Source organism: Chitinophaga sp. S165 (assembly GCF_003182155.1).
Lineage (GTDB): Bacteria > Bacteroidota > Bacteroidia > Chitinophagales > Chitinophagaceae > Chitinophaga.
Genome location: NZ_QGTG01000005.1, coordinates 41,442 through 67,956, shown reverse-complemented (window position 1 = coordinate 67,956; position 26,515 = coordinate 41,442). Strand labels below are relative to the sequence as shown.

Genomic DNA, 26,515 nt, shown 5'->3' with positions numbered 1-26,515 from the left:
CGTAAGGGATTACAAAAGGTATCCAAAGGTCCAAAAACACCAAAGCCAATCTGTTATCAGCAGATTGGCTTTGGCAAACCCTTAAAACAATCAACATTAGTATCCATTGCCGGTCACAACTGTTAAAAAGACCGGCAGGGAAATGTTACTTCTTTAATAACGCTATATCGACAACTTGGTTCATTTCTTTTACAAAATGGAACTTTAATCCTTTGATATAGTCGGGGTTTATTTCTTTAATATCTTTCTCGTTCTGCCAACAAAGAATAATTTCCTTGATTCCTGCTCTTTTGGCAGCCAGGATCTTTTCCTTGATCCCCCCTACCGGCAACACCTGTCCGCGAAGGGTAATTTCACCCGTCATGGCCAGGTAGGACTTTACCTTTCTACCTGTAAATGCAGACGTTAGGGCCGTCAACATAGTGATACCCGCGCTCGGTCCGTCTTTCGGTACTGCTCCTTCCGGAACGTGCACATGGACATTACGCTGACTGAATAACTTAGGATCAATTTTAAATTCTTTGGCGTGCGCATGCAGGTAGCTCAATGCTGTACTTACAGACTCTTTCATCACATTCCCCAGGTTACCTGTCAGCTTCAATTCACCTTTACCTTCGCTCAAGCTGGTCTCAATGAAAAGGATGTCCCCTCCTACATATGTCCAGGCCAGTCCCACAGCTACACCAGCCGGATTACCCACCTTATAGATCTCATTGGAATACCTGGATTTACCCAGTATTTCCTCTATATGCTCTTCTGTCAGGCTTTCCGGTATTTCCTCCTCAAGTGCTACATCTTTGGCGATGGAACGCATAATGGAGGCCAGTTGCCTGTCCAGCTCACGCACTCCGCTTTCACGGGTATAGTCCTGGATCACTCTTTCGAGAATGCCATTGCTGATACGCATCTTCAGAGCCTTCAGACCATGTGCATCCTTTTGTTTGGGCACCAGGTGGCGCTTCGCGATCTCCACTTTCTCCTCAATGGAATAACCACTCAGATCTATGATCTCAAGCCTGTCGCGGAGGGCAGGGCTGATAGCATTGATATTATTCGCGGTAGCGATAAACAACACCTTGCTTAGATCGTACTCCAGTTCCAGATAGTTGTCGTAGAACGTGCCGTTCTGTTCAGGGTCCAGCACTTCCAGCATCGCAGAGCTTGGGTCTCCACGATGATCGTTACCGATCTTATCAATCTCATCGAGGATCATGACAGGGTTGGAAGTCTTCACCTTACGGATGGACTGCAACACACGACCGGGCATAGCACCGATATACGTTTTACGGTGGCCACGGATCTCGCTTTCATCATGCAAGCCACCCAGGCTCAATCTTACGTATTTACGGCCAATAGCGCTGGCAATGGAACGTCCCAGTGATGTTTTACCAATACCGGGAGGGCCTACAAAACAGAGGATCGGAGACTTCATATCCCCTTTCAGTTTGAGGACGGCCAGGTACTCAAGGATACGTTCCTTGATCTTGTCCATGCCATAATGGTCGTTGTCTAATATCTTTTTCGCCTTTTTCAGGTCGTAGCTATCTTCTGTATATTCCTTCCATGGCAGGTCAAGCATGAGATCGAGGTGATTATACACCACGGAATAATCAGGTGTGCTTGGATGCATACGTTCCAGCTTCTCAATGCCTTTGCGGAACAATTCGGCAGCGGCTTCCGTCCACTGTTTCTTTTCTGCCTTGCGCTGTAATTCCTTGACCTCACGATCATTAGAATCTCCCCCCAGTTCTTCCTTAATGGATTTAAGCTGTTGCTGCAGGAAGTATTCACGTTGTTGTTTATCGAGATCTGCCTTAGTCTTATTGGTGATCTTATTTTTCAGCTCTGCCAGTTGCAGTTCCACCTGCAATAATTTCAGGAGCAACTCTGCACGGGTGCGCAGGTTGTTTTCTTCCAGCAGCTGCTGTTTATCTTTCAGGTCACAATTTAAATTGGAAGACACGAAGTGTACCAGGAAGGATTCATTTTCAATGTTCTTCAGGATGATACTGGCTTCTGAGGGCAGGTTCGGTGATAACTGGATAATCTGGCCCGCCAGATCTTTAATGGAGGAAATATAGGCGTCAAACTCAGGGTCATCTGTCACTATTTCATCCTGCAGCAATTCGATACGGGCTTTGAAATAAGGATCTTCCGAGACTATTTCGCTGATCTTAAATCGTTTACGTCCCTGTATAATAATGGTGGTACCACCATCCGGCATTTTTATCAGCTTAACGATGCGGGCTACAGTACCAACATCAGTAAGATCGACCAGGTTGGGATCTTCTATGGTACTATCTTTTTGTGCTACGACCCCTATCAGTTTATCTGCCTTATAGGCATCATTCACTGCCTTTATGGACTTATCCCTGCCAACTGTGATTGGCAGTACAACACCCGGGAAAAGTACAGTATTTCTTAGTGGCAGTAGTGCCAGTTCATCAGGTATGTTTTCGTCCTCCAGCCCATCATTCTCTTCATTCAAAGGTATAATCGGCATGAATTCCATCTCTTCTTCCGAGTTTGCAAAATAGAATCTATTCATCTGCGTAGTTTAATCGGGAAGTGGCCAATTTGTCAGCCTGCGGCCCCCTTTCCATTCTTTTTTATAAGCATAGGTATATTGTCAAGTATAATGCCACGAAAGAATAATGATATTAAAAAAGTCGCCTCGTTTGCTGACGAGGCGACTTTTCAATATGATTCAGACTTGTTTTATAAAGTCACGCCTACACCGAGTTGGATGCTCTGGTTTTTCCAGTTGTCTGTGTTAACAGTGCTGATACCTTTAACATCGGTAAAGCCAACGATATAACGGGCGCTGATGTTAATGATTGGCAGCTGTATCCATAAACCAGCCACACCGGATACGTCACCACCGTTGAAGGCGTCATCTGCACCTTTGAATACGTTCTTGTTGCTAACCAGGGCGCTGAACTGAGGACCAACCTGCAGTTTCACACGTGGGCTGCCCAAAGAGATATTCGCGAGGATTGGGATGCTCAGATAGTTCAGTTTTATCTTTTTGTCGTTGTTGGCAGGGTCGTTCAGGTTATCAGGATTGTATACCTGGCTGAAGTCGTCGGTAGTTTTTACTGAATTTGAAGAGAAGATCAACTCACCCTGTACGCCGAAGACTTTTGTCAGGTTAACCTGTGCGAAACCACCCAGGTGATATCCCAGCTTAAAGCCGTCTTTGTAACCCTGGCCGTCCAGTTTACCCAGATTGGCACCGCCTTTAAGACCGAATCTTAAGAATTTGGTTTGAGCGTTTGCGGTAGAAACGGCAGTTACGCTGAGTACTGCGATAGCAAGAAACAGTTTTTTCATATAGTTGTTTTTTTACGGAAGAGGATGATTTATTGTTTGATTTAAAGGTTTTTCTGGTCTGATTAATATAACGTTCCTCACAAAGCGTACCCCTACGGTGAGATAGCAAATTGTGTGCTACATTTATTAACATCTAGCAATGTGTGGATAACAAAATAGAAAAAACGATAACGTGAGGATAAATAATGGATTATTTGAAGGTATAACCCAATCGTGCGGTAAAGTAACCTGTGAGTTGTTTTTCTTCTCCCTGGAAGGGCTTAAAGATGGTATAAGATGGTGAGATCGTCAGATTGCCGATCATATAAGAAGCATTAAGGGTAAAGTCTACTGCACGCATTTCAAATCCGGTAGCCGTTTTAGTACTCAGGAATGCTTTCCTGGCATCTTCCGACGGCGGGGCGTCACTCCACTCCCAATGTAATTTAGGCGACCGGGAGATATACTGGAACGACTTGAGATTACTGAAATAGTTGGCAGTGCCCATTGTAAGACCGACTGATGGTGTCAGCAATACCGCATCATCATGTTTCAATACGTCTATGAAAATAAATGGGTGGCGGACGGCAGTAACGATGTTAAAATCTGTTCCTGAAATGTTCCTGTTCAACCGGCCCCCAGCAATCCTTTCCTGAACACTTCCCCATCCGAGGTCCAGGCTTACTCCGGGTTGTAACCACCAATCCCTGTAGTAGAAGTAAGCAAACAATTCGTTATTGATAGGCGTAACCGGTATATCAACAGAATCGGTGAAGATGTATCGGGTGTAGGAAATACCTGTCAGGAATTTCCTGTTCTTTGAATAGTCATACCCTAGAGAAAAGTCCCATTCAAACCAGGGCTTGCCGATTGCATCGAACAGATAATAACTGCTGACATTTGCGTATAGCCCTGTTTTATGATAATAGGAAACTGTCGGGGAGAGAAAAGGCTTCATTACAATGGGCGTCTCATACGTCTGCGTTTTTTTGCCATAAGCGGGGTTATTACCATACCCAACCCCAATGATCAACTCACTTCGCTCCCGCTTTCTCAGCAGGGAATCCAGTTGTTTTTCCAACTCGGCGAGGGACTGGCACATAACAGCCTTACTACACAACAGAAATAAGAATAGAAAGCAGCAGCGCATGCACGGAGCATTTTACACTGCAAGATAGCGAAATAGTCGATAGGCGGTACCTGTTTGTCGGCGGATGAGGCCGGAAAATCGTTGACTGCGAAACAAGAACCGACAAGATTATGCCAGTTCTATCACGGTTATTTCTGGCAGGATGCCTACACGGCCCGGGTAACCCAGGAAACCAAATCCCCTGTTTACGTACAGGCGCTGATCTCCCTGTTTGTACAGGCCTGCCCATTCCTTGTAGATAAACTGGGCGGGGCTCCATTTGAAACCGGGGATCTCTACCCCGAACTGCATACCATGTGTATGGCCCGCAAGCATCAGGTCAACATCCGGATATTCTGTCCTTACCTGGGCGTCCCAATGGGTGGGATCGTGAGACATAAGGATCTTAAACGGCAGGTGTGCAGCTCCGGCGTATGCTTTTTTCATATCACCGTATTTGGGAAAGCGGCTCATAGCGCTCCAGTTCTCAATACCCAATAAACCAATTTGTTGTCCGCCTCGCTCCAGGGTCACATGTTCATTCATCAGTAATTTCCATCCAAGTTCACCGTGAATGGCCTTTAATCTCTCCAGGTTCGCGTTCCGCTGTATGCTAAAGCCGTTGGCATCCCTGTCGGGCCAGGCGTAATAATCGCCATAGTCATGGTTACCCAGCGTGGAATAGACACCCATAGGTGCTTTTACCTGACTGAAAACTTCCATCAGATCGTCCATTTCTGTAGCACGATCATTAACCAGGTCGCCTGTAAACAGCACGATATCAGCTTGTTGAGCATTGATGAGCTCTACTCCTTTTATGACCGCTTCCCTGTTGGTAAGGCTACCGGAGTGAATATCAGATATTTGAACGATGCGGAGCCCTTTAAAGGCAGGAGGCAGGTTCTTGAAGGCGAGTTTCAGCTTATGTACACGATAATTGTATTTGTTGGACAGTCCGTATACCAGGGTAGCGAACATACCTCCCCCCAGGATCAATGCCATCTGGGAAAAGAACTTTGAGCGTGAGATCGCGTTTGGAGCAACTGTCTGCGTTCCACCAGATGAAAAGCGGCTGATAATCCACTGAACGCCCCGGCGGCCATCGTCCAGAAGAAGGAACAGGGCTGCCAGTATTTTAGCGAACACAAGACCGAATATGATGGTCAATACATAAGAGCGGGCATTGACAGACCATTCCGGCCAGTTAATGTAAGGCAACAGGATAATAGTAAGGATCACCAGGGCCGATAGGACCCAGTAACCGCCGAATACGAAGCTCCGTACTCTTGACGATGAACCGTTAAAAATGGCTTTAACGGCCATAAAAACATAAAGATCCAGTAATAATAGTATGATTACCAGTACAATCGTATTCAATCCTGTGCGCATGTGTTGTAGTTATCCTTGCAAAAATAACCCCTTCGGTAGACCTATCCTTTTTTTTGGTACCAGAGGTGGTATCTTGTTATGACGAACGGCCGGTCTGCATATTGTGCCGGGTGGCATATTTTGCATTTACTTTAACAAAAAGTATTAATTATCTCATTTTGAGCTAATTAACAATTGAAATGTGCGTCGGCTGTGAATAAATAAATAGCGGGGTAGACCTTATTATTCTCTAATCGTTGTACTTTTGTACACTTGGGTAAGTATATACTTTGTTTACATAGACACCTGCAAGATGAAATTAACCTATTACGGACATTCAAGTTTTGGTGTTGAGGTTAAGGGAAAGAAGATTGTTTTTGACCCTTTTATTACGCACAACGAACTGGCTAAGACGATAGATATCAACAAGATAGAAGCTGATTATATTTTTTGTTCACACGGCCATGCCGATCATGTGGCTGACCTCGTGGTACTGGCTAAGCAAACCAATGCAACGGTTGTGGGGGCATTTGAACTGACTGAATGGGCAGGCAGACAGGGACTGGAGAAAGTGCATCCTATGAATACAGGTGGTAAATGGCAGTTTGACTTTGGCACAGTAAAATGTGTTGTCGCTCATCACTCCAGCGGTTTACCGGATGGCTCTTACGGGGGCAATCCCATGGGCTTTGTGTTCACCACGGACGAGGGGAACTTTTATTTTGCAGGGGATACGGCGCTGACCCTGGACATGCAGCTGATACCCAGATATGCTAAACTGGATTTTGCAATTTTACCAATAGGAGATAATTTCACTATGGGAGTTGACGATGCGATCGTGGCAGCAACGTTTGTTGATTGCAAGCGTATCGTTGGCGTTCATTACGACACCTTTGGATATATCAAGATAGATAAGGAGAAAGCACAGCAGCAATTTGCAGCCTCAGGACTGGAATTATTGCTGCCGGCGATAGGAAGCAGTATCAATTTATAAAAAAGGATATCCATATTCTTTACATGGTGAGAATCCATGCCGATTTATTATCCTATAGTAAAACCTAAGAAATACCTAATCAACAATGGCAAGAGTAATTGCAATCGCTAATCAGAAAGGTGGGGTAGGAAAAACTACCAGTGCTATTAACCTGGCAAGCAGCCTGGCTGTACTGGAGTATAAAACATTGCTGGTAGATGCGGACCCGCAGGCTAACAGTACCACCGGTTTAGGTTTTGACCTGCGTAATATACAGCAGAGCTTATATGACTGTATGGTTAATGACGGGCAGGCCAAAGATGTGATCCTGGAGTCAGATACACCGAACCTGAAAGTGCTGCCGTCCCATATTGATCTGGTAGGTGCTGAACTGGAGCTTATTAACCATCCCAACAGGGAGCAGGTGATGAAGCAGGTGATTGATGCTGTTAAGGATGACTATGATTTTGTTATAGTAGACTGCTCCCCTTCCCTGGGCCTGATCACCGTAAATGCCCTGGTGGCATCTGACTCTGTGATCATTCCTGTACAGTGCGAGTTCTTTGCGCTTGAGGGTCTGGGCAAGTTGTTAAATACAATTAAGATCGTTCAAAGCCGTTTAAATACGAACCTGGCCATAGAGGGTATCCTGATGACCATGTACGACGGCCGTCTGCGCCTGAGTAACCAGGTAGTGGATGAAGTAAAACAACACTTTGAGGAAAGCGTATTCAACACGATCATTCACCGTAATACCAAACTGGGTGAAGCACCAAGCTTCGGTAAGTCTGTGATCATGTACGATGCCGCCAGTACCGGTGCGATCAACTATCTCAACCTGGCCAAAGAAATTCTGCAAAAGAATAACTTTACACGTATTAACCTGGAAGATAAAATATTAGCAATTAACAATGAGCAATCAGAGTAAAGGGAATCCTAATAAGAAAGAGGCGCTGGGTAAAGGTATCCGCTCGCTGCTGCAAAATATTGATACTGACCTGAAACAAACTACCAGTGTACTGGGAGAACAGGTCGTGGCAAGGGCTACTGGTATTGAGCGTATCCCGCTCGATCAGGTGGACGTGAACCCGAAACAGCCGCGCCGGGACTTTGATGAGAAGGCTTTACAGGAGTTAAGTATGTCCATCTCACTGCACGACGTAATACAGCCTATTACCGTGTCGAAGGTGGGTCCCAACAAATACCAGCTGATAGCAGGTGAAAGGCGTTTACGTGCCAGCAGAATGGCAGGTCTGAAGGATATTCCGGCCTACATCCGCCAGGCAAACGACCAGGAACTGCTTGAACTGGCCCTGCTTGAAAACTTACAGCGGGAGAATCTGAACGCGATAGAGATCGGCTTGAGCTACAAGCGCCTGATGGATGAGTGTGTGCTCACCCAGGAACAGGTAGCCGACCGCATGGGAAAAGAAAGAAGTACCGTTACCAACTATATACGTTTGCTTAAACTGCCGCCTGATATTCAGGTAGCTGTCCGCAACGGGCAAATAAGCATGGGACATGCCAGAGCACTGATCGCCGTAGAAAATGTGGAAAAACAACTCTTCATTTTCAATGAGATCATGCAGAACGGACTTTCCGTACGCCAAACGGAAGACCTGGTGCGCAAGACCACCCATATAGACAAGGGGAACGTGAAAAAGCCCGCCAAAAGCGGACTACCACCGGCTTATCAGAAGATAGAAGATAACCTCGCCAGTCATTTCTCCACCAAGGTGAAGCTGGACAGAAGTAAGAACGGCAAAGGTAGCGTTACCATCGAGTTTTACTCTGACGAGGAACTCGATAGCATATTAGAAAAAATAGACTTATACGGTGGCTAAACAGTCCGGGAATAGATTTTCTTATTTATTACGTCTTTGTTTACTGGTATTACCGGTAATTATTTGCCTGCCTGTTACCCTGCTTGCCCAGGACAGCACTAAAGCTGCATACCTGCGGAAACAGCAGCCTGACAGCCGGAAAGACACTACAGAACTTTACGTTAAAAGAGATTCAGTAAAACCTGTCGCGCCAACGATCCACAGTCCGCGGAAGGCAGCGTTTTATTCGGCTGTACTGCCAGGTCTCGGACAGGCCTACAATAGGCAATACTGGAAGATCCCCCTGGTATATGCCGCTCTCGGCATCACTACCGGTACCTTTATTATTAACATGGACAATTACCGCACCTTCCGGAACGCCTATCGTATCCGTTTGGACGGTAACGCGGATACTGTGGATGACTATGTTGGATTATACAGTGACAATGGTCTTAAATTCCTGCGTGATGCTTACCGGGAATATGTCGATTACTCCGTGCTTGTATTTGTACTGGCCTATGGGCTGAACATTGTGGATGCTACAGTATTTGCTCACCTGAAGGACTTCAATATGTCGGACGACCTAAGTATGAAGATAGTGCCGACCGTTATCAATAACCAGGCATTGGGACTCAGTCTCCGGTTCTCCATTGGTGGCAAGAAGAAATACAACAATCAAATCGCCCTTGGCAACAAGTGGTAATTCCTCCCCTCTACTAATAGTACATCATTAATATTATGAAAATAGCGCTTATCGGTTACGGAAAAATGGGAAAGGCAATTGAGGCGATCGCCGTTGCCAAAGGACATGAGATCGTTCATCGCATTGACCTGAACAGTCAGCACCTGATGGAAAAAGATGAACTTAGCAAGGCAGATGTTGCTATTGAATTTACCGGTCCTGAAACAGCCTATAATAACATACTGAAGTGCTTCGCTGCTAATGTCCCTGTCGTTTGTGGCAGCACCGGCTGGCTGGAACACCTCCCTGCCGTAGAATCTTTGTGCCTGGAGCAGAAAAAGGCATTCCTTTATGCCAGCAACTTCAGCGTGGGCGTGAATATCTTCTTCGAGGTGAATAAACGGCTTGCTGAATTAATGGCGAACCAGCCTCAATATGAAGTAACAATGGAAGAGATCCATCACACCCAGAAGAGAGATGCTCCGAGCGGTACCGCTATCACCCTGGCTGAACAGCTAATGGAGAAAGTACGCCGCAAACAGGAGTGGGTAAATAGTGAAAACGCTCAACCGGAACAGCTTTCTATCGTTTCAAAACGTATTGATCCGGCTCCGGGTACGCACAGCATCACTTATACCTCTGCTATTGACGATATTACCATTACACATACCGCCCATTCCCGTGAAGGATTCGCTTCCGGTGCTGTCATTGCTGCTGAATGGCTTAAAGGCAAAACGGGTATCTTCAGTATGAAGGATGTACTGAGCCTGTAAGACGCAAAAAGCTGTTATCTTTGCAGTAATAAGAACATCTGGGAGGGATGCAAATCAATCGATATGTTGTCTAAAAAAACGCAATACGCTTTTCACGCGCTCATACACCTGGCAGAAAATGCAGATAAAGGTCCCATTCTCATCTCGGAAATCGCCCAGGAGAAGAACATCTCCATCAAGTTTCTTGAGAACATTCTTCTGGAGTTGAAGAATGCCGGAATTTTGGGAAGCAAGAAAGGAAAAGGCGGGGGCTATTACCTGCTGAAGACTCCGAAGGAGATACCTTTGGCAAAGATTATCCGCTTGCTGGATGGTGCAATTGCGCTGCTTCCTTGTGTAAGTCTCAATTACTATGAAAGGTGTGAGAATTGCCGGGATGAAGCAGTATGTGGGCTGAACGATGTCATGAGCAAGGTGCGGGATGCGACGTTGAAGATCCTTGAGAATAAGACGCTGAAGGACATATTAACAAGGAATGTTTCGATATTATAATCTTTTTGAAGGCCGGGGTTGATCTCCGGCTTTTTTATTGTCCTGGATTTCCACTTTGTATTTCTCTTGCCGGAGTCCTGATATTCAAGCGGTACGTTATGGTTTGTTGGGGGAAATTGTTGGGATAGGAAACGCGTTGCGGTTTCAGATGGGACCGCGGTCGGCGCCTCTTTGGTTGGATTTCTATTAGGCTTTTTCAATCGTATAGACCTTGGGGCATTATTTAGCTATATCAAGCGTATCTCAAAGAGCCGAAGGCCCGCGATCTCCATCTGAAACCGTCCGCTACTTCCGGCTCCCACCTATTTTTAAGGCTGTATGAGGTTGCTATCTCTCATGAACATCCAATAACCAGTTATTCGACTAATATTCATTGAATATTACATTGAGTTCTAATTAGCTGAGAACACCAAATCATAAGTATTTCCCCGTTTTCTCCGCCCCTACCCTTCTAATGATAACTATCATATCGAAACCTATGGAGACAATTAGAGTCCTGAATATTACCTGCCTGCCATGAGTCAGAGAATTGATCTCCAGCGGTTTCAGGAGGAGATAACGGGCATTAGCCCTTGTAGAGCCTCTATACGATTGACAGGGGTTTAATCAATATTCCCAAAGCCCGTACGATTGACAAAGCCAGATGGATAGTGCTCGAAAAGGGGTACAGCCCGTTATCCCTACCTGAAACCAGCAGACGTCAAAAACGAACGATTCAAAAAGTCAGCCTTGCTAGGGATGAGAGAACTGATCTATAGGGGCACAGCCGTTCCACTACCTAAGACCTGCAGAAAACATCAGTAAGCCCATCCATAAACCAAACCATAAGCCACTGATATACAACAAATAACCATGCCAGCAAGCCGTATTCAAAAAAAGTCTATCCTTTTTATAGAGTTTATGTATTTTTGTATGCAACAGAAGTTGCTAATTAACTAAAGGAAGTATTGCTGGTATCTGTAGGCAACTATAGATGGATGCCAGGCTATTTGAGACAGATTCACATGGATAATATCAGTACAGCACTGGAAGGGCTAGATCCAATCGCTGCCATGCAGTATCTGGCAGCACAATTCCCCGGAGCGGTGGCCTTCTCCACCTCATTTGGACAGGAAGATCAGGTGATTGCCGATATGATTTGGCGTGCCAACTTACCGATCAGGGTATTTACGCTTGATACCGGACGTTTGTTCCAGGAGACCTATGATTTAATGGACCTCACCCGCGCCCGCTATAAAAAGCCTTTTGAAGTCTATTTCCCCGAAACCGCATCAGTGGAAAAACTGCTGCTGGAAAAAGGACCAAATAGCTTCTACGAATCCGTTGAGAACCGTAAAGAGTGTTGTAACATCCGTAAAGTGGTGCCACTCAACAGAGCACTCACAGGCGTTAAAGTATGGATCACCGGTCTTCGTGCGGAACAGTCCGAAAACCGCCAGTCACTTCACGCTATCGAATGGGATGAAAGCAGGCAACTGTATAAGTACAACCCGTTGATCAATTGGACGTATGATGAAATGATCAACTATCTGAAAGAGAAGAACGTACCTTATAATAAATTGCACGATCAAGGCTTCATCTCTATTGGATGCGCTCCCTGTACACGGGCGATCGAACCTGGAGAACATCCACGCGCCGGCAGATGGTGGTGGGAACTTTCCAAGAAAGAGTGCGGATTGCACGGGTAACGGAAACAACGGCAGACAAAGAGGTCTGTATATTAGATTAAATTGATTAAACTGGTCCGCAGGGACATCTTAAATAAAGACTTATGACCAATAAAATACAGTGGGAGTTTCCGCAGGCATTGGAAGACGAGGCCATCTATATTTTACGTGAAACAGCTGCACAGTTTGAACGCCCCGCCATCCTGTTCTCGGGTGGTAAGGATTCTATCACTATCGTGCGATTGGCGCAAAAAGCATTCTATCCGGGTAAGGTTCCCTTCCCGTTATTGCATATAGATACTGGGCATAACTTCCCTGAAACCATCCAATTCCGTGACTGGCTGGTGGAATCACTGGGTCTTGATCTTATTGTAAGAAATGTACAGGATAGCATCGATCAGGGTAAAGTACAGGAAGAAACCGGTAAATATGCCAGCAGAAATGCCTTACAAACCGTAACCCTCCTGGATGCCATCGAAGAACTGAAATTTGACGCCTGCATCGGTGGCGCCCGCCGGGATGAAGAGAAGGCCCGTGCTAAAGAAAGGATATTCTCTGTAAGAGACGAATTCGGTCAGTGGAATGCTAAAATGCAACGCCCTGAACTATTCGATATGCTCAATGGTAAAATACACCTGGGCGAAAACGTGAGAGTGTTCCCGATCTCCAACTGGACAGAACTGGACGTGTGGAACTACATCCGCCGGGAAAACCTGCAGATCCCATCCATCTACTTCTCTCATGAAAGAGAGATCATTGAACGTGATGGCATGTACTGGCCGTACTCTCCTTTCCTGAATACTACTGAGGAAGAAACACCTTTCCGTCAGAAAGTGCGCTTCCGTACCGTTGGTGATATGACCTGTACCGCTGCAGTGATCTCCGAAGCAGATAAACTGGAAGACATTATTTCCGAAATACTGGAAGCCAAAATATCTGAAAGAGGCGCCCGTATTGACGATAAACGCTCTGAAGCAGCGATGGAGAAAAGAAAACAGGCAGGTTATTTTTAACGATCACCGGCTACTATCACTTTCTTTTCCGTTTACAGGATTCAATCAATTAGTATAAATCGCGCGGATAGCCCCGCTCTCCGCCGCTCAAAAAATATAACATGGAGGTTTTACGTATAACCACTTCCGGCAGTGTAGATGATGGCAAAAGCACCCTGATAGGCAGGTTGCTCTACGATACCCATTCTATTCCACAGGATAAAATGGAGGCGCTGCACGCCGCCAGCAAACGTAAGGGACTTGATTTTACTGACCTGTCACTGCTGACAGACGGTCTGGTAGCTGAACGCGAACAAGGTATCACCATTGATGTGGCACATATCTACTTCTCTACTCCCAGCCGCAAGTACATCATTGCCGATACACCCGGGCACATCGAATATACCCGTAACATGGTGACCGGTGCTTCCAATGCACAGGTATCCCTGATACTGATCGACGCCCGTAAAGGCATCGTTGAACAGACTTACCGTCACTTCTTCATCGCCGGTCTGCTGCGTATTCCGTACCTGGTGGTGTGCGTAAACAAAATGGACCTGGTCGAATATAGTGAAGCACGTTTCAATCAGATCGTGGAAGACTTCCAGCAGATGATTGCCAGTGCAACGTTTAAAGCACCTTCCATTAAATTCATTCCGATCTCCTCTCTCTATGGTGAGAACGTAGCTGCGCGCTCTGAAAAGATCAGCTGGTACTCCGGCGATTCACTGCTGGAATACCTGGAGCAGATCACGTTTGACCACGCTGACAGCAGTCACCCGGGACGCTTCAAAGTGCAGTCCGTGATCCGTCCGAAAACGGAGGCTTATCACGACTTCCGTGGTTTTGCGGGAAAAGTTGTGAGTGGTCACTTTAATGTAGGTGATGAGATCATCTCCCTGCCTTCCCAGCAGAAAAGCAAGATCAAAACCATAGAACAGTTCGAAACACAGCTGACGACAGCAGAAGCACGTCAGAGTGTTGTGATCACTTTTGAAGATGAAATTGATACCAGCCGTGGTAGTATGTTGTCCAAACCGGAGAATGCGCCTTCCCTGTTGAAAGAGATCTCAGCACAGGTATGCTGGATGGACCAGCAGAAACTTGTTCCAGGTAAAGCTTATCTGCTGCAGCACGGCATTAACCGTGTAAAGGCTAAAGTACAGCAGATAGAGCATGTGATCGATGTGACTTCAAATAAGATCCTGGAAGACAAAAAAGAACTGGGGCTGAACGATATTGGTAAAATCACACTGAAGACCGCACATCCGATATTCGCAGATAGCTATGATGTGAATCCAGCGAATGGTGCATTCATACTGATCGATGAATTTAGCAACTCGACAGTGGCTGTGGGATTCGTGGCCTAATGAAATATTTTAGTGTTTTGGTAAAATGACGGATGCTTTTGCATTCGTCATTTTTTTTGAGGTTCATTACAAATGAAAGAAGCTATTTTTTAAACTGCGATGATCCGATCTTCTTTTGGATGCAGGATGTTATTTCACCTTCTGTTACAGCGCGGCAATCAGGTTGTATGCCTTGCCGCTCCCACGTCTCTGTTGTTCCATGCCAAACCGGAGCCATCTCTGATACTGAGATGAAAATATGTTCATTAATGGGAAACCAGGCATTCATGTTTGCGGCACCTGCAGATGGCTGACCAATTACAGTAGCTCTTCCTGTTCTTTTCATAGCAAATGTAAAAGCCTCTGCAGCAGATGCTGTCTTATTATTGATCAGAATAAAGACGGGGCGGTCGTATCGTTTTTCTTTCAGCCAGGATACTGTACTATCTGTTGTTCTCTCCCCTGTTCTGCTGATAAACGTTATAAGAGGTGTTTTTTCCGGTAGAAAGAAGCTCTCGAATACCGCTCCTGTATCGCTGCCACCTCCCCCATTGTCGCGCAGATCAATGATCAGTGCGCGGGTGCCAGCTACTGATGTCATCGCCTTATATAGCGTTGGCAGGCTTTTACGAGAGATGTTGATCTCTGATAAATGGATATAACCAATATTGTCCGCGGTTATACCTATGCTGTCAAAACCATACTTACGATCCGCTGCGGAAGGGCTGTAAAAGAACGGATCGGATTTTTCCTCATTACTTTCCAAGACCTTGTTTTCTTTACTGGTTTCACTTTGCTGCTTTGATAGCTCCCGGCTTAATGCTGTGTCATAACGTACGTACAGATGCCCGTCATGACTATAGTCCTGCAGACATTTCGTTACGGTGTCCGCGAACTCTTTCCAGCTGCTGGCAGAAAGAAATTTCCCGGCTTTGTAACTCTTCGTTAGATGATCTGCAATAGCGACGCCCTTTTGCGGATAAACATAGTGATCCTTTAACTCTTTCGACATCTTGCCGATAGCAGCTGATACTGCTGATTTTGGAAGCAGCTGGGCTTTAACGGTGCATAAAAAGAAGCTGCAAATAACTGACAGCCATATCGTTTGGCAGTTCATACCCTTGTTTTTTGTCAAAGGTCAGACATCCCTTATACATAAAATAGTATGGATTTAGCAGACGCAGGGAACTTAATACTGAAGGATCAGAGCTTCCGGAAGTCTTTGGGCAGAAAACCGGTCTGTTCTCTAAAGGTCCTCGTAAAATGGCTTTGGTCAAAAAAGCCGCATTCATAGGCAATATCTGTAAGGGAATCATCCGTTTGCCGTACAAGGGATAGCGCTTTCCCTACCCTGATCTTTCGCATATATTCTCCCAGTGAGCAGTTAAAATACGCCGCAAAATGCCTGGAAACGGTCACAGGATGCAGCTCGGTAACGGCTGACAACTCCTTCAGGGATATATTTTCATTCCAGCGGTCGTGTAGCAGTTCAACTACATTAAGGGTGCGGCCTGCAAACAACTGTTTTTCGGATTGGCGTGTTTCCTGGGTGGTCTGTAATAGTGCCAGTAATTGCTGATGGATAGATAAAGTACTATGCTGATCCGCCACCTGACAATCATGATAAATCTTAATAGCCGTCAACGGTGCGTGGGTCTGAAATGTTTTTAACTCATTATAAGGACCAGCGGGAAAGCTGGCCTCATAATGAGTTAAAAAACTATCTTCTATTTCGAGATTGATATTCTGTGACGGGTGTTGGGTGTTGTTGTTACGATGCCATTCACCGCTGTGATACAACATAATATTCCCGGGAATAACAGCGCTGTCGCCATTTTTGCGGTATTCCCGGTTCCCCCCTTCCAGTATAAATGAAAGATGGTTATTCTCATGAAAATGCCATCCTTCGAATACCTTTTCCTGGTAAGTGGTTTTGCTGATGATCAGCCCATCTTTATGAAAAGTACGGCTGTTCTCCCCCAGATATTTCCCATTCTCCAGCTTCATACGCGATGAGTTTGCGTTAAGCCAAATGTAGGAATAACTGCTTATTTTTTGAGGTTCTTCAGCATATCCGTTGTCATCTTTTCCAGGTCAAATTCCGGCTTCCATCCCCAGTCCTGACGGGCGAGGGTGTCATCCATGCTCTGTGGCCAGCCGTCGGCGATCTGCTGACGATAGTCCGGTTCATAGCTAATAGTGAATTCAGGAATGTGTTTTTTGATCTCCGCAGCGATCTCTTTAGGCGAAAAGCTCATACCGCCCAGGTTATAGGAAGAACGTACCTTAACCTTCTCTTTATCAGCCTCCATCAGCTCAATAGTAGCACGGATGGCATCCGGCATGTACATCATAGGCAGATAAGTGCCTTCGGAGAGGAAACAGGTATATTTCTTTTCCTCCAGCGCTTCATGGAAGATCTCAATAGCGTAGTCGGTCGTACCACCACCCGGAGCGGATTTATAGCTGATCAGGCCAGGGTAACGCAGGCTGCGCACATCTACGCCATAACGATGGCTGTAGTATTCGCACCAGCGTTCACCGGCAAATTTGCTGATACCATAAATGGTGGTAGGCTCGATAATAGTATGTTGTGGTGTAGATTCTTTAGGGGAATTAGGTCCGAATACAGCGATGGAACTTGGCCAGTATACCTTATCGATGTGTTCTTCTTTCGCGATATCCAGCACATTCAGCAGACTTTGCATGTTGATATGCCACGCCAGCAGCGGGTTCTTCTCGCCGGTGGCAGAAAGGATGGCCGCCAGCAGATAGATCTGGGTGATATTATGACGGATAACCAGTACATGCAGCATCTCTTTGTTCATGACATCCAGAGATACATATGGGCCTGTTCCTTTGAGCAGGTCATGCTCTTCACGGAGGTCCGAAGCAAGTACATTGGCTTCTCCGTAGATCTTCCTTAATGCCAGTGTAAGTTCAACTCCAATCTGCCCGCAGGCGCCGATTACCAGTATTTTGTCTTTCTTCATGCTATCTCGAATGAATGGCTTTTTTAATTCAGACGTAATATTAACAGCTTCCGCAATAATTCAGAACAAACAGCCTCCGCGCATGACAATGCGGTAACAATCCGGAAAGTTTCTTCAGAACAGACACAAGCCCAGCGAACATTTCACTGTGTCGAGTTACAATATTATGACAATTGGGCGAGTCCCGGTCACTTCCACTACTGAAAAGTAATCTCTTAGAATAACATAACTTTGCACTCTCAAATACAAAAATCATGTCAGCAACAACACACCTGAAGTCAATTTTTAAGGATCAATATAACCCAGATAACTTTTTTCTGATAGCCGGGCCTTGCGTAGTAGAAGATGAAGCGCTGTTGATGCATGTAGCTGAAAAAGTATCAGGCATTTGTAAACGTCTGAACATACCATACATTTTCAAAGCTTCCTACCGCAAAGCTAACCGTACCAGTATCAATTCCTTCGCCGGTGTTGGCGATGTGGAAGGTCTGGACCTGTTACAGAAGACGGGTGAAACTTTCAATCTGCCTGTTACCACAGATATCCACTCTGCCGCAGAAGCTGCTATGGCAGCCGCTTATGTAGATGTACTGCAGATCCCGGCATTCCTTTGCCGCCAGACCGATATTCTGATCGCAGCAGCGGAAACCGGTAAATTCGTGAACGTGAAGAAAGGCCAGTTCGTGAGTGGTGAGGCTATGAAATTTGCCGTTGAAAAGGTAAAACAAGCCGGTAATGACAAAGTTTGGCTGACCGAGCGCGGCACGACCTTCGGTTACCAGGACCTGGTGGTAGACTACCGCAATATTCCTATTATGCGGGAACATGGTGTGCCTGTGATCATGGATTGTACCCACTCTCTTCAACAGCCTAACCAGACCAGTGGTGTTACCGGCGGAAATCCTAAGCTGATCAGCACTATTGCGAAAGCAGCTATTGCAACCGGCGCAGACGGTCTGTTTATTGAAACCCATCCTGATCCTTCCAAGGCTAAGTCAGATGGCGCTAATATGTTACATCTTGACCTGCTGGAAGGCCTGCTTGAGCAGCTGGTAAGACTGCGCGAAGTAGTAAAATAAGGGTCCGGCCCCGTTAGGGGGCATGTGTTTTTAGTTGTTAATAGGACGATTATAATTGATAGTCCATAGATCGGTCAGATGGCCTGCCTTTTGTGTTAAAATAGAAGACAGGAAAATGGCTGTAGTCTATGGACTATTTCTTATCTTAGGATAAGACTACGACCGCTCTTTACAGACTATAACTATAACACTAAACACCCAAAATTTTATTCCATGATCAATTTACATGATGTAAAAGCAGGAGATACCGTATTAGTGGAGTATGAAGGAAACACTGTGGAAGGTCAGGTATTGGAAGTTAACCGCGAGGACAAACAGGTATGCGTACAAACCGGAGAACAGGAGTTCTGGTACGACCTGCAGGATCTCTACCCGATTCCACTGAATGAAGATCAGTTACTCAAACTCAAATTCAAAAAAGACGAATCCCTTTCTGTTAATGGCGGTGGGCAGATCTATGTACGCGGACCATTCTCGGTAAAACTGCACACCCAGCCCAATGGGGCTCCGGCTACCCGTCTCGATTACAGGGATGAGCACCGGGAGATCAAAGGTTCGATCACTGTGAACCAGCTACAGAACCATTACCAGGAAATGACGAATTTCCATCTCGATTAAAATACATTCAAAATAAAAAATCCATTCGCTTATAACGAATGGATTTTTTTATCTGGTTACTGACACGGTCAGTGTACCAATGTCAGCGTATCTATTGTCGTTACTTTATCAAATTCCACTGTCACGCCTTGTTTTGTTGCAGGCTGCAACGTGCGGTCAACAGGAATATATTGAAGCGTGTAACTGCCTGCCACAAGGCCTTTCAGCAGATAACCACCGTCTGCGCCGGAATAAGTACTGGCCACGGTATCGGTACCATTCATCAGCAATATGGCTGTAGGCAATGTTGCAGGTAATACAGCACCCTTGATGCTACCTCCCTGTAATGCTGCTTCAAGAACAGTTCTGATAACAGGTTGCAGGATATACTTGCCGGCGTCTCCTGCTTCATGAATAGATTTCGCTACGTCAAAGTCGAGCAGCAGCTTATAAAGCACGCCGTCGAATACAGCCATATTGATCTTCAGTTCCACACCGGAAGATTGTCCGCTGGGTATTTGCAATTTTACGGAGTCGCCTGTGTTGGTCACCACCCAGTTGTTGTCTCCCAATACCAATCTGATGTCTTTAATATTACCGGAGGAAATCTCCCCATCTGCCAATAAAGTGTCTCTATCGTTAACAAGTGTAAGCAGGTTGTAGATACCCTTTTTTACACCTCCCATTGTTTGCCAGCCATTAACGCCCTCACCGCTATTATCGTAGTTGACATCTATTTGCTGGATATCAATGTAAACAGCTTTAAAATCCCCGGGGGCATCGGTCAGTGAGATCTGCATCGTGGATTTTCCATTACGGTCGCTTTTCGAACACGCGGCCATTGATGCGATGGCAGATAAAAACAGCACACCATTTACCAGGTGTTTCAGTGAAGGCATTTTCATTTGACTATATGTATTGGTTAAAATTTCCACATCCCACGACAAGCAAACTTTCCTACGCATACGAAGTTTTTGCAATAAGGCTCAACTTGTTATGCAATAGATCCCTGTCAATTTTTAAAGACAGCAGTGTAACAAAAATGATGCTCAATTTTAAATTACCTCGGGCTATTACCGGGAAGAATCAATAAAAAAATCCATTCGCCTAAGACGAATGGATTCTCAATTTCGTAATTGATGAATTATTTCACCAGTGTCAGCGTATCTATTGTGGTCACTTTACCTGACTCCACTACTACGCTTTGCTTTGTTGCTGGCTGCAGTGTAGAATCTACGGAAATATAGTGCAGCGTATAGCTACCCGCTGTAATACCCTTCAACAGATAGGCACCACCTATACCGGAATATGTGCTCGCAACTGTATCGGTGCCATTCAGTACCAATACTGCAGAAGGTAACACCGCTGGTAATACAACGCCTTTGATGCTACCGCCCTGGGCTTCCAGAACAGTTCTGATAACCGGTTTCAGGATATACTTACCTGCATTTCCTGCTTCGTGAATGGACTTAGCTACATCGAAGTCCAGTAATAATTTGTAAAGGATCCCTTCAGACACAGGCATGTTGATCTTCAGTTTTACACCCGAAGACTGACCGCTCGGCGTCTGCAGTTTAATAGAGTCGCCGGCGTTGGTTACCACCCAGTTGTTGTCTCCCAGTACCAGCCTGATTTCTTTAATAGTACCGGACGCAATTTCCGCGTCTGCCAGTACAGTGTCTTTGTCATTAACAAGTGTAAGCAGGTTGTACAATCCTTTTTTTACGCCGGGTAATGCCTGCCAGCCATTGTCATCGCTGTCGTTGTAGTTTACGTTTACTTCCTGAACGTCAATGTAAACAGCTTTAAAATCTCCCGGATCATCGGTGAGTGCGATTTGAATTCTTGATTTTCCTTCATTTTCGTTTTTCGAACATGCGGCCATAAATAACGCGGTAGACAAAAGCAGCACACCATTCGTCAGGTGTTTCAGAGAGAGCATTCTCATTTGTAAGTGTATTTTGGTTAAAATTTTTCTTCCTTATCCTTATCGTGGTACAAACATACAAACTAATAATAATGCATTATATCCCTGTTATCAGGGAATAAATTCACCGGCCATTCTTATAAATGACTGAATATCAAAAATGATGCTGAATATGCTACAAGTATCTGAGAGGGTTCCTGCGGGCGTTGAGGATATAATTCTTCATGTTTACCCAGAAGGCCATGATCATATACACGATGAGTGGGGAGCCCATAGTGATAAAGGAGGTATAGATAAAAAACAGGCGGATACGTGAGGTAGCTATCCCAAGTTTATTGCCGATAGCCGTGCAAACCCCAAAGGCCTGCCATTCCACGTAATCTTTAAATCTATTCATATATCAAATTTATTACAATTCCGGGTCAAAAACAAGTGTTTAATTTCATACTAATACTAAGCTGGCAGTGATTTAGCGGTATTTTACAGGGAGCACTGGCTGGGTAACCGATGTTTTCGCTGGCTTATCATTTATAGACAATAGCCTACATATCTTTTAAAAACTTGTTGAATTTAATTAATTTTGCGGTGCATTTTCTAACCGGTCTTAAATTATTTTTTTCCATGGTGTTTGATATTGAAATGATTAAAAAAGTGTATGCGGCACTGCCGGGTAAGGTGGAAGCTACCCGTAAAATGCTGGGACGCCCGCTCACACTGTCAGAAAAGATTTTATATGCTCACTTATATGCACCTACCACTGCGGCCTATGAGCGTGGAAAGTCTTATGTGGAGTTTGCGCCTGATCGCGTAGCTATGCAGGATGCCACTGCACAGATGGCCCTGTTACAGTTCATGACCTGTGGCCGTGACAAAGTAGCTGTTCCTTCTACCGTACACTGTGATCACCTCATTCAAGCCAAAACAGGCGCCGCGGAAGACCTGGCGACTGCTGTGGACACTAATAAGGAAGTATACGAGTTCCTTTCTTCTATCTCTAATAAATACGGCATCGGTTTCTGGAAACCAGGTGCTGGTATCATTCACCAGGTTGTACTGGAAAACTATGCTTTCCCAGGCGGTCTGATGATCGGTACTGACTCTCACACACCAAATGCAGGTGGTCTGGGTATGCTGGCTATCGGTGTTGGTGGTGCTGACGCGGTGGATGTAATGGCTGGTTTGCCATGGGAACTGAAAATGCCAAAACTGATCGGTGTTAAACTGACCGGTAAACTGAGCGGCTGGGCTTCTCCTAAGGACGTTATCCTGAAAGTAGCCGGTGTACTGACCGTTAAGGGTGGTACCGGTTGCATCGTTGAATATTTCGGTGAAGGTGCTGATAACCTGAGCGCTACCGGTAAAGGTACTATCTGTAACATGGGTGCGGAAATAGGTGCTACCTGTTCCGTATTTGCTTACGATAGCAAAATGTCTGCTTACCTGTCAGCAACTGAACGTGCTGATATCGCAGCCCTGGCTGACGGTGTGAAAGATCACCTGCGTCCAGATGCTGAAGTATATGCAGATCCTTCCAAATACTATGATCAGGTGATCGAGATCAACCTGAACGAACTGGAACCACATGTAAACGGTCCTTTCACTCCGGACCTGGCATGGCCTATCTCCAAATTCGCACAGGCTGTAAAAGAAAACAACTGGCCGGAAAAACTGGAAGTTGCCCTGATCGGTTCCTGCACCAACTCTTCTTATGAAGATATCTCCCGTGCTGCTTCCCTGGCTAAACAGGCGGTTGACAAGAACCTCGACGTTAAAGCTGAATATACTATCACACCGGGTTCTGAACTGGTACGTTATACCATTGAAAGAGACGGTCTGTTAAATACTTTCGACCAGATAGGTGGTGTTGTACTGGCTAACGCCTGCGGTCCTTGTATCGGTCAGTGGGCCCGTCACATCGACGATCCTAACCGTAAGAACTCTATCATCACTTCCTTCAACCGTAACTTCGCTAAGAGGAATGATGGTCTGGCTGCTACACACGCTTTCGTTGCATCTCCGGAAATCGTTACTGCCTTTGCAATTGCAGGTGATCTGACCTTCAACCCGCTGACAGACAAACTGAAAACCAAAGATGGTAAAGAAGTAATGCTGGATGAGCCGACTGGTTTCGAACTGCCTTCAAAAGGCTTCGCAGTAGATGATCCAGGTTACCAGGCTCCTGCTGCTGACGGTAGCGGTGTTCAGGTAGTTGTATCTCCAACCAGCGACCGCCTGCAACTGCTGGCGCCATTCGCTGCATGGGAAGGTACTGACATCAAAGGCCTGAAACTGCTGATCAAAGCAAAAGGTAAATGTACTACTGACCACATCTCTATGGCTGGTCCGTGGTTAAAGTACCGTGGTCACCTCGACAACATCTCCAACAACATGCTGATCGGTGCGATCAATGCATACAACGATAAATCTGACACCGTTAAAAACCAGCTGACTGGTGAATATGCAGGTGTTCCTGTTGTACAGCGTGCTTATAAAGCTGCTAACATCGGTTCTATCGTAGTAGGTGATGAAAACTATGGTGAAGGCTCCAGCCGCGAACACGCTGCAATGGAACCTCGTCACCTGGGTGTTCGCGCTATCCTGGTTAAATCTTTCGCACGTATCCACGAAACCAACCTGAAAAAGCAAGGTATGCTCGCGCTGACCTTCGCTGATAAGGAAGATTACGAAAAGATCCAGGAAGATGATACCTTCGATATCGTTGGTCTGACGGCTTTCGTTCCTGGCAAACAACTGACTGTTGTGGCTAACCACAAAGACGGTAGCAAGGACGAAATCCTGGTTAACCACACTTACAATGAACAACAGATCGAGTGGTTCAAAGCAGGTGGTGCACTGAACGTGATCCGTGCTCAATTTGCTGCTGCAAAAGCATAATAGCCTCCGGTTATAAACGATAAAGAGATCCCGCCTGCTTCCTGTAGGCGGGATTTTTATTTTAACTTTAATCCTATGCCAATGACTTTTCTATTGCAGAATTTCTGGCAGCAACTGCTGGAACGATATACCGATAACCAGGACCTGATAGACGAAGGCTACAGGATAATTGACACCCGTTATTCAGAACAGCATCGCCATTATCACAACCTGAGGCATATCGATATCATGATAGACCTGCAGCAGGTGCATGCCCATCACATCACTGACAATGATACAGTGTCTTTTGCGATCTTCTTCCACGACATCGTCTATGATGTAAAGCAATCGGACAATGAAGAGTTGAGCGCATTGGCTGCGCGTGCATTTCTGCAACGGACCAGCTTTCCGGCAGAACGCATAGCAGAGGTGATGGCGTTTATCCGCGCTACTAAATCACATCTTAATACCAGTAACAATACTGACCTGGATTATTTCCTTGATTTCGATCTTTCTATACTTGGCACAGGCGACAGAGAATATTTTACTTATGCTGAGCAAATCAGGCGCGAATACCGTATGTATTCCGATACTCAATTTAAAATCGGCAGAAAGAAAGTATTAGCTCATTTTCTGGCGCTACCGGCCATTTATAAAACAGCTATATTCAGGGAAGAACGGGAAGCAATTGCCCGGGAAAATCTGGATACAGAGTTGAGGATGTTTGCTGATGTATAGGTAGGACACTGGTCCGGCCGAAACCATCTTCTGAAAAACAGATTATTCAGCTGGTACGGCATTAAAACAATTGCTTTTTCAACGTGAACCTTCTGGCGAAACTGATCCTGAAATTACCCGCTCCCATAGTCTGATACGTACCCGGCACGGGCGACTGACTCCTGGTAGTGAGGTCCACATAGTGAATGCCTGCAAAATACCGCGACGAGTTATACCCTATGGAGATACGGATATTATTGTTCAGTTGTAAACCTGCTTTTTTCAGATCAGCGGCGTCTACTCTATTCAACGTTGTATAATTCACACCTAAACTGCCAGTAAGAGAAAGCGTGGCGAACCAGTGTTTCTTGTAAACAAAAGTATGTGCATAACCTGCGTTTGCGGCAGCACTGATAACCCGTGTGCGGTAGAAATTTTCACCATTAAAGAACCCTGCTTTCTGAAGATATGAAGGGATCAGCCCTGAGTCACCTTTCATTCTCATACCAAAGATCCCTCCTCCGAAGAGAAAGGACCCGGCGCTTTTTTTCTGGTAGTCATTCTGCAGATAAGCGGCCCGGTAAGAGAAGCGTTTGGCGTTGACAACATACTGTACATCCAGTCCTACATTCACATTCCGGGCATCGGGCCGGATCATCTCCACATTGTCAGATCCAAAGTTGTTGATCAACCTTCTGGTGTTAGCAATATAATATCCTTTATACACCTGTCCGTAAAAGTCGACAACAAGCTTACGGGTATAAATATGTGTTTGCAGGTCCAGCACTTTTGTCTTGCCATATTCACCGCCTTCCTTATTAATGACGGGCAGGTTAAAGGCAACGTTAAAAGCTATGAAGCGATAGTTAAACCCCACTCCGATGTTGAAAGGAGTATTGGGCCTGTAGAGAACCTCTTTGGAACTTTTTGTATTTGAGATGATACTGTTATCAACAATCCCGTCATCTACGATCTTGTGGTCGACAATATCATAATAGTTGTATTTACGCGAGCCAAAGACACGGAAGGTAATGTCCCGCGTATGTTCTTCGATATAATTCGAATCATTCTCCGCCTCCAGCCAGCCGCTCACTTTTTTGAACAGCGAAGTTTTCTGCGCTGAAACAGCCAGACATAAAAAAAGGCATCCCGACAAAAGAGTGAGCCATTTCAGCATTCTCTTAACAGTTGTATGGTATTCACAATTTACTTCTTCCACAATTACTTTGGCAACTCAATTACTTCAAGTTGGCTGATATTTCCTTCTGATAATTCAAAACGTAACAATGTTTTAACCTTATGCCATCCCTGTATACCAGAGGCTCCCGGATTGATATGCAGCAATTGCAGGGCCGGATCAGGCATTACTTTCAAAATGTGGGAATGACCGCAAATAAATAGTTTGGGAGCGCTTTTCAACAGCTCATCCTTAATACCCGGAGCATATTTTCCCGGATAACCGCCTATATGTGTTATGTAAACTTTCACCTGCTCCAGTTCAAAATGCAGGTTTAGCGGATAACGCACCCTCAGATCTGCTCCATCGATATTCCCATATACAGCACGGAAGGGCTTGAAAGCCTCCAGTTTATCCGCCAGTTCTGTGTTACCGAGGTCTCCTGCGTGCCAGATCTCATCTACCTTATCAAAGTATCTGAACACGTCCGGATGGAGGTAACTATGTGTATCTGACATCAATCCTATCTTCTTCATGCTTCAAAATTGGGCCAAAAGTAAAATAACATTTAGTATTTTACTGAGAATATAT

Annotated in this window: 25 protein-coding genes; 13 read left to right on the top strand and 12 right to left on the bottom strand. The window is 45.4% G+C overall.

Annotated elements, in window-relative coordinates; all coding sequences use genetic code 11:
• Positions 1-145: 145 nt before the first annotated feature.
• From lon to C7475_RS19720, 4 genes are all read right to left on the bottom strand, one after another.
• A complete protein-coding gene (gene lon, locus C7475_RS19735; RefSeq protein WP_110055122.1) occupies positions 146-2,548 on the bottom strand; it encodes an endopeptidase La in 2,403 nt (800 codons plus the stop codon).
• Between the two features lie 170 nt (positions 2,549-2,718).
• A complete protein-coding gene (locus C7475_RS19730; RefSeq protein WP_110055121.1) occupies positions 2,719-3,333 on the bottom strand; it encodes a porin family protein in 615 nt (204 codons plus the stop codon).
• Between the two features lie 190 nt (positions 3,334-3,523).
• Positions 3,524-4,462 (bottom strand): hypothetical protein, encoded by a 939-nt coding sequence (locus C7475_RS19725; protein ID WP_158286551.1) that lies wholly within the window; start codon positions 4,460-4,462, stop codon positions 3,524-3,526.
• Between the two features lie 108 nt (positions 4,463-4,570).
• A complete protein-coding gene (locus C7475_RS19720) occupies positions 4,571-5,830 on the bottom strand; it encodes a metallophosphoesterase (RefSeq protein WP_110055119.1) in 1,260 nt (419 codons plus the stop codon).
• A gap of 292 nt (positions 5,831-6,122) precedes the next feature.
• On the opposite strand from C7475_RS19720, the gene C7475_RS19715 reads away from it, so the two are divergent.
• The 9 genes from C7475_RS19715 (at position 6,123) to C7475_RS19675 (ending at position 14,581) form a co-directional block, all read left to right on the top strand.
• On the top strand, positions 6,123-6,803 hold the full coding sequence (locus tag C7475_RS19715; protein ID WP_110055118.1) for a metal-dependent hydrolase: 681 nt from the start codon (positions 6,123-6,125) through the stop codon (positions 6,801-6,803).
• A gap of 85 nt (positions 6,804-6,888) precedes the next feature.
• A complete protein-coding gene (locus C7475_RS19710; protein WP_106603209.1) occupies positions 6,889-7,710 on the top strand; it encodes a ParA family protein in 822 nt (273 codons plus the stop codon).
• Positions 7,694-8,626 (top strand): ParB/RepB/Spo0J family partition protein, encoded by a 933-nt coding sequence (locus tag C7475_RS19705; RefSeq protein ID WP_110055117.1) that lies wholly within the window; start codon positions 7,694-7,696, stop codon positions 8,624-8,626. The genes C7475_RS19710 and C7475_RS19705 overlap by 17 nt, the downstream gene beginning before the upstream one ends.
• Complete coding sequence (locus C7475_RS19700; RefSeq protein WP_110055116.1) at positions 8,619-9,308, top strand: DUF5683 domain-containing protein; 690 nt, start codon at positions 8,619-8,621, stop codon at positions 9,306-9,308. The genes C7475_RS19705 and C7475_RS19700 overlap by 8 nt, the downstream gene beginning before the upstream one ends.
• A gap of 35 nt (positions 9,309-9,343) precedes the next feature.
• On the top strand, positions 9,344-10,060 hold the full coding sequence (gene dapB, locus C7475_RS19695) for a 4-hydroxy-tetrahydrodipicolinate reductase (RefSeq protein WP_110055115.1): 717 nt from the start codon (positions 9,344-9,346) through the stop codon (positions 10,058-10,060).
• Between the two features lie 63 nt (positions 10,061-10,123).
• Positions 10,124-10,552 (top strand): Rrf2 family transcriptional regulator, encoded by a 429-nt coding sequence (locus C7475_RS19690; RefSeq protein ID WP_110055114.1) that lies wholly within the window; start codon positions 10,124-10,126, stop codon positions 10,550-10,552.
• 1,004 nt (positions 10,553-11,556) lie between these two features.
• Positions 11,557-12,240 carry a phosphoadenylyl-sulfate reductase gene (locus C7475_RS19685; protein WP_110055113.1) on the top strand — a complete coding sequence of 228 codons (684 nt, stop codon included), beginning with the start codon at positions 11,557-11,559 and terminating at the stop codon, positions 12,238-12,240.
• An 83-nt stretch (positions 12,241-12,323) separates the two neighbouring features.
• Entirely contained in the window at positions 12,324-13,232 is a 909-nt protein-coding gene (gene cysD, locus C7475_RS19680; protein ID WP_110055112.1) for a sulfate adenylyltransferase subunit CysD, read from the top strand.
• A gap of 101 nt (positions 13,233-13,333) precedes the next feature.
• Positions 13,334-14,581 (top strand): sulfate adenylyltransferase subunit 1, encoded by a 1,248-nt coding sequence (locus C7475_RS19675; protein ID WP_110055111.1) that lies wholly within the window; start codon positions 13,334-13,336, stop codon positions 14,579-14,581.
• A gap of 82 nt (positions 14,582-14,663) precedes the next feature.
• Here C7475_RS19675 and C7475_RS19670 read toward each other — a convergent pair whose 3' ends face one another.
• From C7475_RS19670 to C7475_RS19660, 3 genes are all read right to left on the bottom strand, one after another.
• Positions 14,664-15,677, bottom strand: coding sequence for a S41 family peptidase (locus C7475_RS19670; protein ID WP_110055110.1), 1,014 nt, complete (start codon positions 15,675-15,677; stop codon positions 14,664-14,666).
• A gap of 86 nt (positions 15,678-15,763) precedes the next feature.
• Entirely contained in the window at positions 15,764-16,567 is an 804-nt protein-coding gene (locus C7475_RS19665) for an AraC family transcriptional regulator (RefSeq protein ID WP_110055109.1), read from the bottom strand.
• A gap of 41 nt (positions 16,568-16,608) precedes the next feature.
• Entirely contained in the window at positions 16,609-17,553 is a 945-nt protein-coding gene (locus C7475_RS19660) for an L-threonine 3-dehydrogenase (protein WP_110055108.1), read from the bottom strand.
• 254 nt (positions 17,554-17,807) lie between these two features.
• On the opposite strand from C7475_RS19660, the gene kdsA reads away from it, so the two are divergent.
• Both kdsA and C7475_RS19650 read left to right on the top strand, forming a co-directional pair.
• Positions 17,808-18,632, top strand: a complete 825-nt coding sequence (gene kdsA, locus C7475_RS19655; protein ID WP_110055107.1) for a 3-deoxy-8-phosphooctulonate synthase — start codon at positions 17,808-17,810, stop codon at positions 18,630-18,632.
• 213 nt (positions 18,633-18,845) lie between these two features.
• Positions 18,846-19,250 carry a hypothetical protein gene (locus C7475_RS19650; protein WP_110055106.1) on the top strand — a complete coding sequence of 135 codons (405 nt, stop codon included), beginning with the start codon at positions 18,846-18,848 and terminating at the stop codon, positions 19,248-19,250.
• 68 nt (positions 19,251-19,318) lie between these two features.
• Here C7475_RS19650 and C7475_RS19645 read toward each other — a convergent pair whose 3' ends face one another.
• The 3 genes from C7475_RS19645 to C7475_RS19635 all read right to left on the bottom strand — a co-directional run bounded on the left by C7475_RS19645 (position 19,319) and on the right by C7475_RS19635 (position 21,553).
• Positions 19,319-20,134 (bottom strand): DUF4382 domain-containing protein, encoded by an 816-nt coding sequence (locus tag C7475_RS19645; RefSeq protein WP_233259901.1) that lies wholly within the window; start codon positions 20,132-20,134, stop codon positions 19,319-19,321.
• Between the two features lie 239 nt (positions 20,135-20,373).
• Complete coding sequence (locus tag C7475_RS19640) at positions 20,374-21,177, bottom strand: DUF4382 domain-containing protein (RefSeq protein ID WP_233259900.1); 804 nt, start codon at positions 21,175-21,177, stop codon at positions 20,374-20,376.
• Between the two features lie 154 nt (positions 21,178-21,331).
• Positions 21,332-21,553 (bottom strand): PspC domain-containing protein, encoded by a 222-nt coding sequence (locus tag C7475_RS19635; protein ID WP_110055104.1) that lies wholly within the window; start codon positions 21,551-21,553, stop codon positions 21,332-21,334.
• 224 nt (positions 21,554-21,777) lie between these two features.
• Here C7475_RS19635 and C7475_RS19630 point away from each other — a divergent pair, with 224 nt between their 5' ends.
• Together C7475_RS19630 and C7475_RS19625 are read left to right on the top strand one after the other, a co-directional pair.
• Positions 21,778-24,051, top strand: a complete 2,274-nt coding sequence (locus tag C7475_RS19630) for an aconitate hydratase (protein ID WP_110055103.1) — start codon at positions 21,778-21,780, stop codon at positions 24,049-24,051.
• 81 nt (positions 24,052-24,132) lie between these two features.
• Positions 24,133-24,768: a hypothetical protein gene (locus tag C7475_RS19625; RefSeq protein ID WP_110055102.1), complete on the top strand. Its 636-nt coding sequence runs from the start codon at positions 24,133-24,135 to the stop codon at positions 24,766-24,768.
• Positions 24,769-24,829: 61 nt separating this feature from the next.
• Here C7475_RS19625 and C7475_RS19620 read toward each other — a convergent pair whose 3' ends face one another.
• Together C7475_RS19620 and C7475_RS19615 are read right to left on the bottom strand one after the other, a co-directional pair.
• Positions 24,830-25,924, bottom strand: a complete 1,095-nt coding sequence (locus C7475_RS19620) for a DUF4421 domain-containing protein (RefSeq protein WP_110055101.1) — start codon at positions 25,922-25,924, stop codon at positions 24,830-24,832.
• 44 nt (positions 25,925-25,968) lie between these two features.
• Positions 25,969-26,460, bottom strand: a complete 492-nt coding sequence (locus tag C7475_RS19615; protein ID WP_110055100.1) for a metallophosphoesterase — start codon at positions 26,458-26,460, stop codon at positions 25,969-25,971.
• Positions 26,461-26,515: the final 55 nt, after the last annotated feature.

Excerpts from the sequence above, each read along its gene's own strand:
- C7475_RS19640 (WP_233259900.1), bottom strand. The coding sequence starts at position 21,177 with ATGAGAATGCTCTCTCTGAAACACCTGACGAATGGTGTGCTGCTTTTG.
- C7475_RS19675 (WP_110055111.1), top strand. The coding sequence starts at position 13,334 with ATGGAGGTTTTACGTATAACCACTTCCGGCAGTGTAGATGATGGCAAA.
- C7475_RS19705 (WP_110055117.1), top strand. The coding sequence starts at position 7,694 with ATGAGCAATCAGAGTAAAGGGAATCCTAATAAGAAAGAGGCGCTGGGT.
- C7475_RS19715 (WP_110055118.1), top strand. The coding sequence starts at position 6,123 with ATGAAATTAACCTATTACGGACATTCAAGTTTTGGTGTTGAGGTTAAG.
- C7475_RS19615 (WP_110055100.1), bottom strand. The coding sequence starts at position 26,460 with ATGAAGAAGATAGGATTGATGTCAGATACACATAGTTACCTCCATCCG.
- C7475_RS19645 (WP_233259901.1), bottom strand. The coding sequence starts at position 20,134 with ATGAAAATGCCTTCACTGAAACACCTGGTAAATGGTGTGCTGTTTTTA.
- C7475_RS19690 (WP_110055114.1), top strand. The coding sequence starts at position 10,124 with ATGTTGTCTAAAAAAACGCAATACGCTTTTCACGCGCTCATACACCTG.
- C7475_RS19670 (WP_110055110.1), bottom strand. The coding sequence starts at position 15,677 with ATGAACTGCCAAACGATATGGCTGTCAGTTATTTGCAGCTTCTTTTTA.
- C7475_RS19665 (WP_110055109.1), bottom strand. The coding sequence starts at position 16,567 with ATGAAGCTGGAGAATGGGAAATATCTGGGGGAGAACAGCCGTACTTTT.
- lon (WP_110055122.1), bottom strand. The coding sequence starts at position 2,548 with ATGAATAGATTCTATTTTGCAAACTCGGAAGAAGAGATGGAATTCATG.
- C7475_RS19710 (WP_106603209.1), top strand. The coding sequence starts at position 6,889 with ATGGCAAGAGTAATTGCAATCGCTAATCAGAAAGGTGGGGTAGGAAAA.
- C7475_RS19630 (WP_110055103.1), top strand. The coding sequence starts at position 21,778 with ATGGTGTTTGATATTGAAATGATTAAAAAAGTGTATGCGGCACTGCCG.
- C7475_RS19685 (WP_110055113.1), top strand. The coding sequence starts at position 11,557 with ATGGATAATATCAGTACAGCACTGGAAGGGCTAGATCCAATCGCTGCC.
- C7475_RS19650 (WP_110055106.1), top strand. The coding sequence starts at position 18,846 with ATGATCAATTTACATGATGTAAAAGCAGGAGATACCGTATTAGTGGAG.
- cysD (WP_110055112.1), top strand. The coding sequence starts at position 12,324 with ATGACCAATAAAATACAGTGGGAGTTTCCGCAGGCATTGGAAGACGAG.
- C7475_RS19620 (WP_110055101.1), bottom strand. The coding sequence starts at position 25,924 with ATGCTGAAATGGCTCACTCTTTTGTCGGGATGCCTTTTTTTATGTCTG.
- C7475_RS19725 (WP_158286551.1), bottom strand. The coding sequence starts at position 4,462 with ATGCGCTGCTGCTTTCTATTCTTATTTCTGTTGTGTAGTAAGGCTGTT.
- kdsA (WP_110055107.1), top strand. The coding sequence starts at position 17,808 with ATGTCAGCAACAACACACCTGAAGTCAATTTTTAAGGATCAATATAAC.
- C7475_RS19635 (WP_110055104.1), bottom strand. The coding sequence starts at position 21,553 with ATGAATAGATTTAAAGATTACGTGGAATGGCAGGCCTTTGGGGTTTGC.
- C7475_RS19720 (WP_110055119.1), bottom strand. The coding sequence starts at position 5,830 with ATGCGCACAGGATTGAATACGATTGTACTGGTAATCATACTATTATTA.
- C7475_RS19660 (WP_110055108.1), bottom strand. The coding sequence starts at position 17,553 with ATGAAGAAAGACAAAATACTGGTAATCGGCGCCTGCGGGCAGATTGGA.
- C7475_RS19730 (WP_110055121.1), bottom strand. The coding sequence starts at position 3,333 with ATGAAAAAACTGTTTCTTGCTATCGCAGTACTCAGCGTAACTGCCGTT.
- C7475_RS19625 (WP_110055102.1), top strand. The coding sequence starts at position 24,133 with ATGACTTTTCTATTGCAGAATTTCTGGCAGCAACTGCTGGAACGATAT.
- dapB (WP_110055115.1), top strand. The coding sequence starts at position 9,344 with ATGAAAATAGCGCTTATCGGTTACGGAAAAATGGGAAAGGCAATTGAG.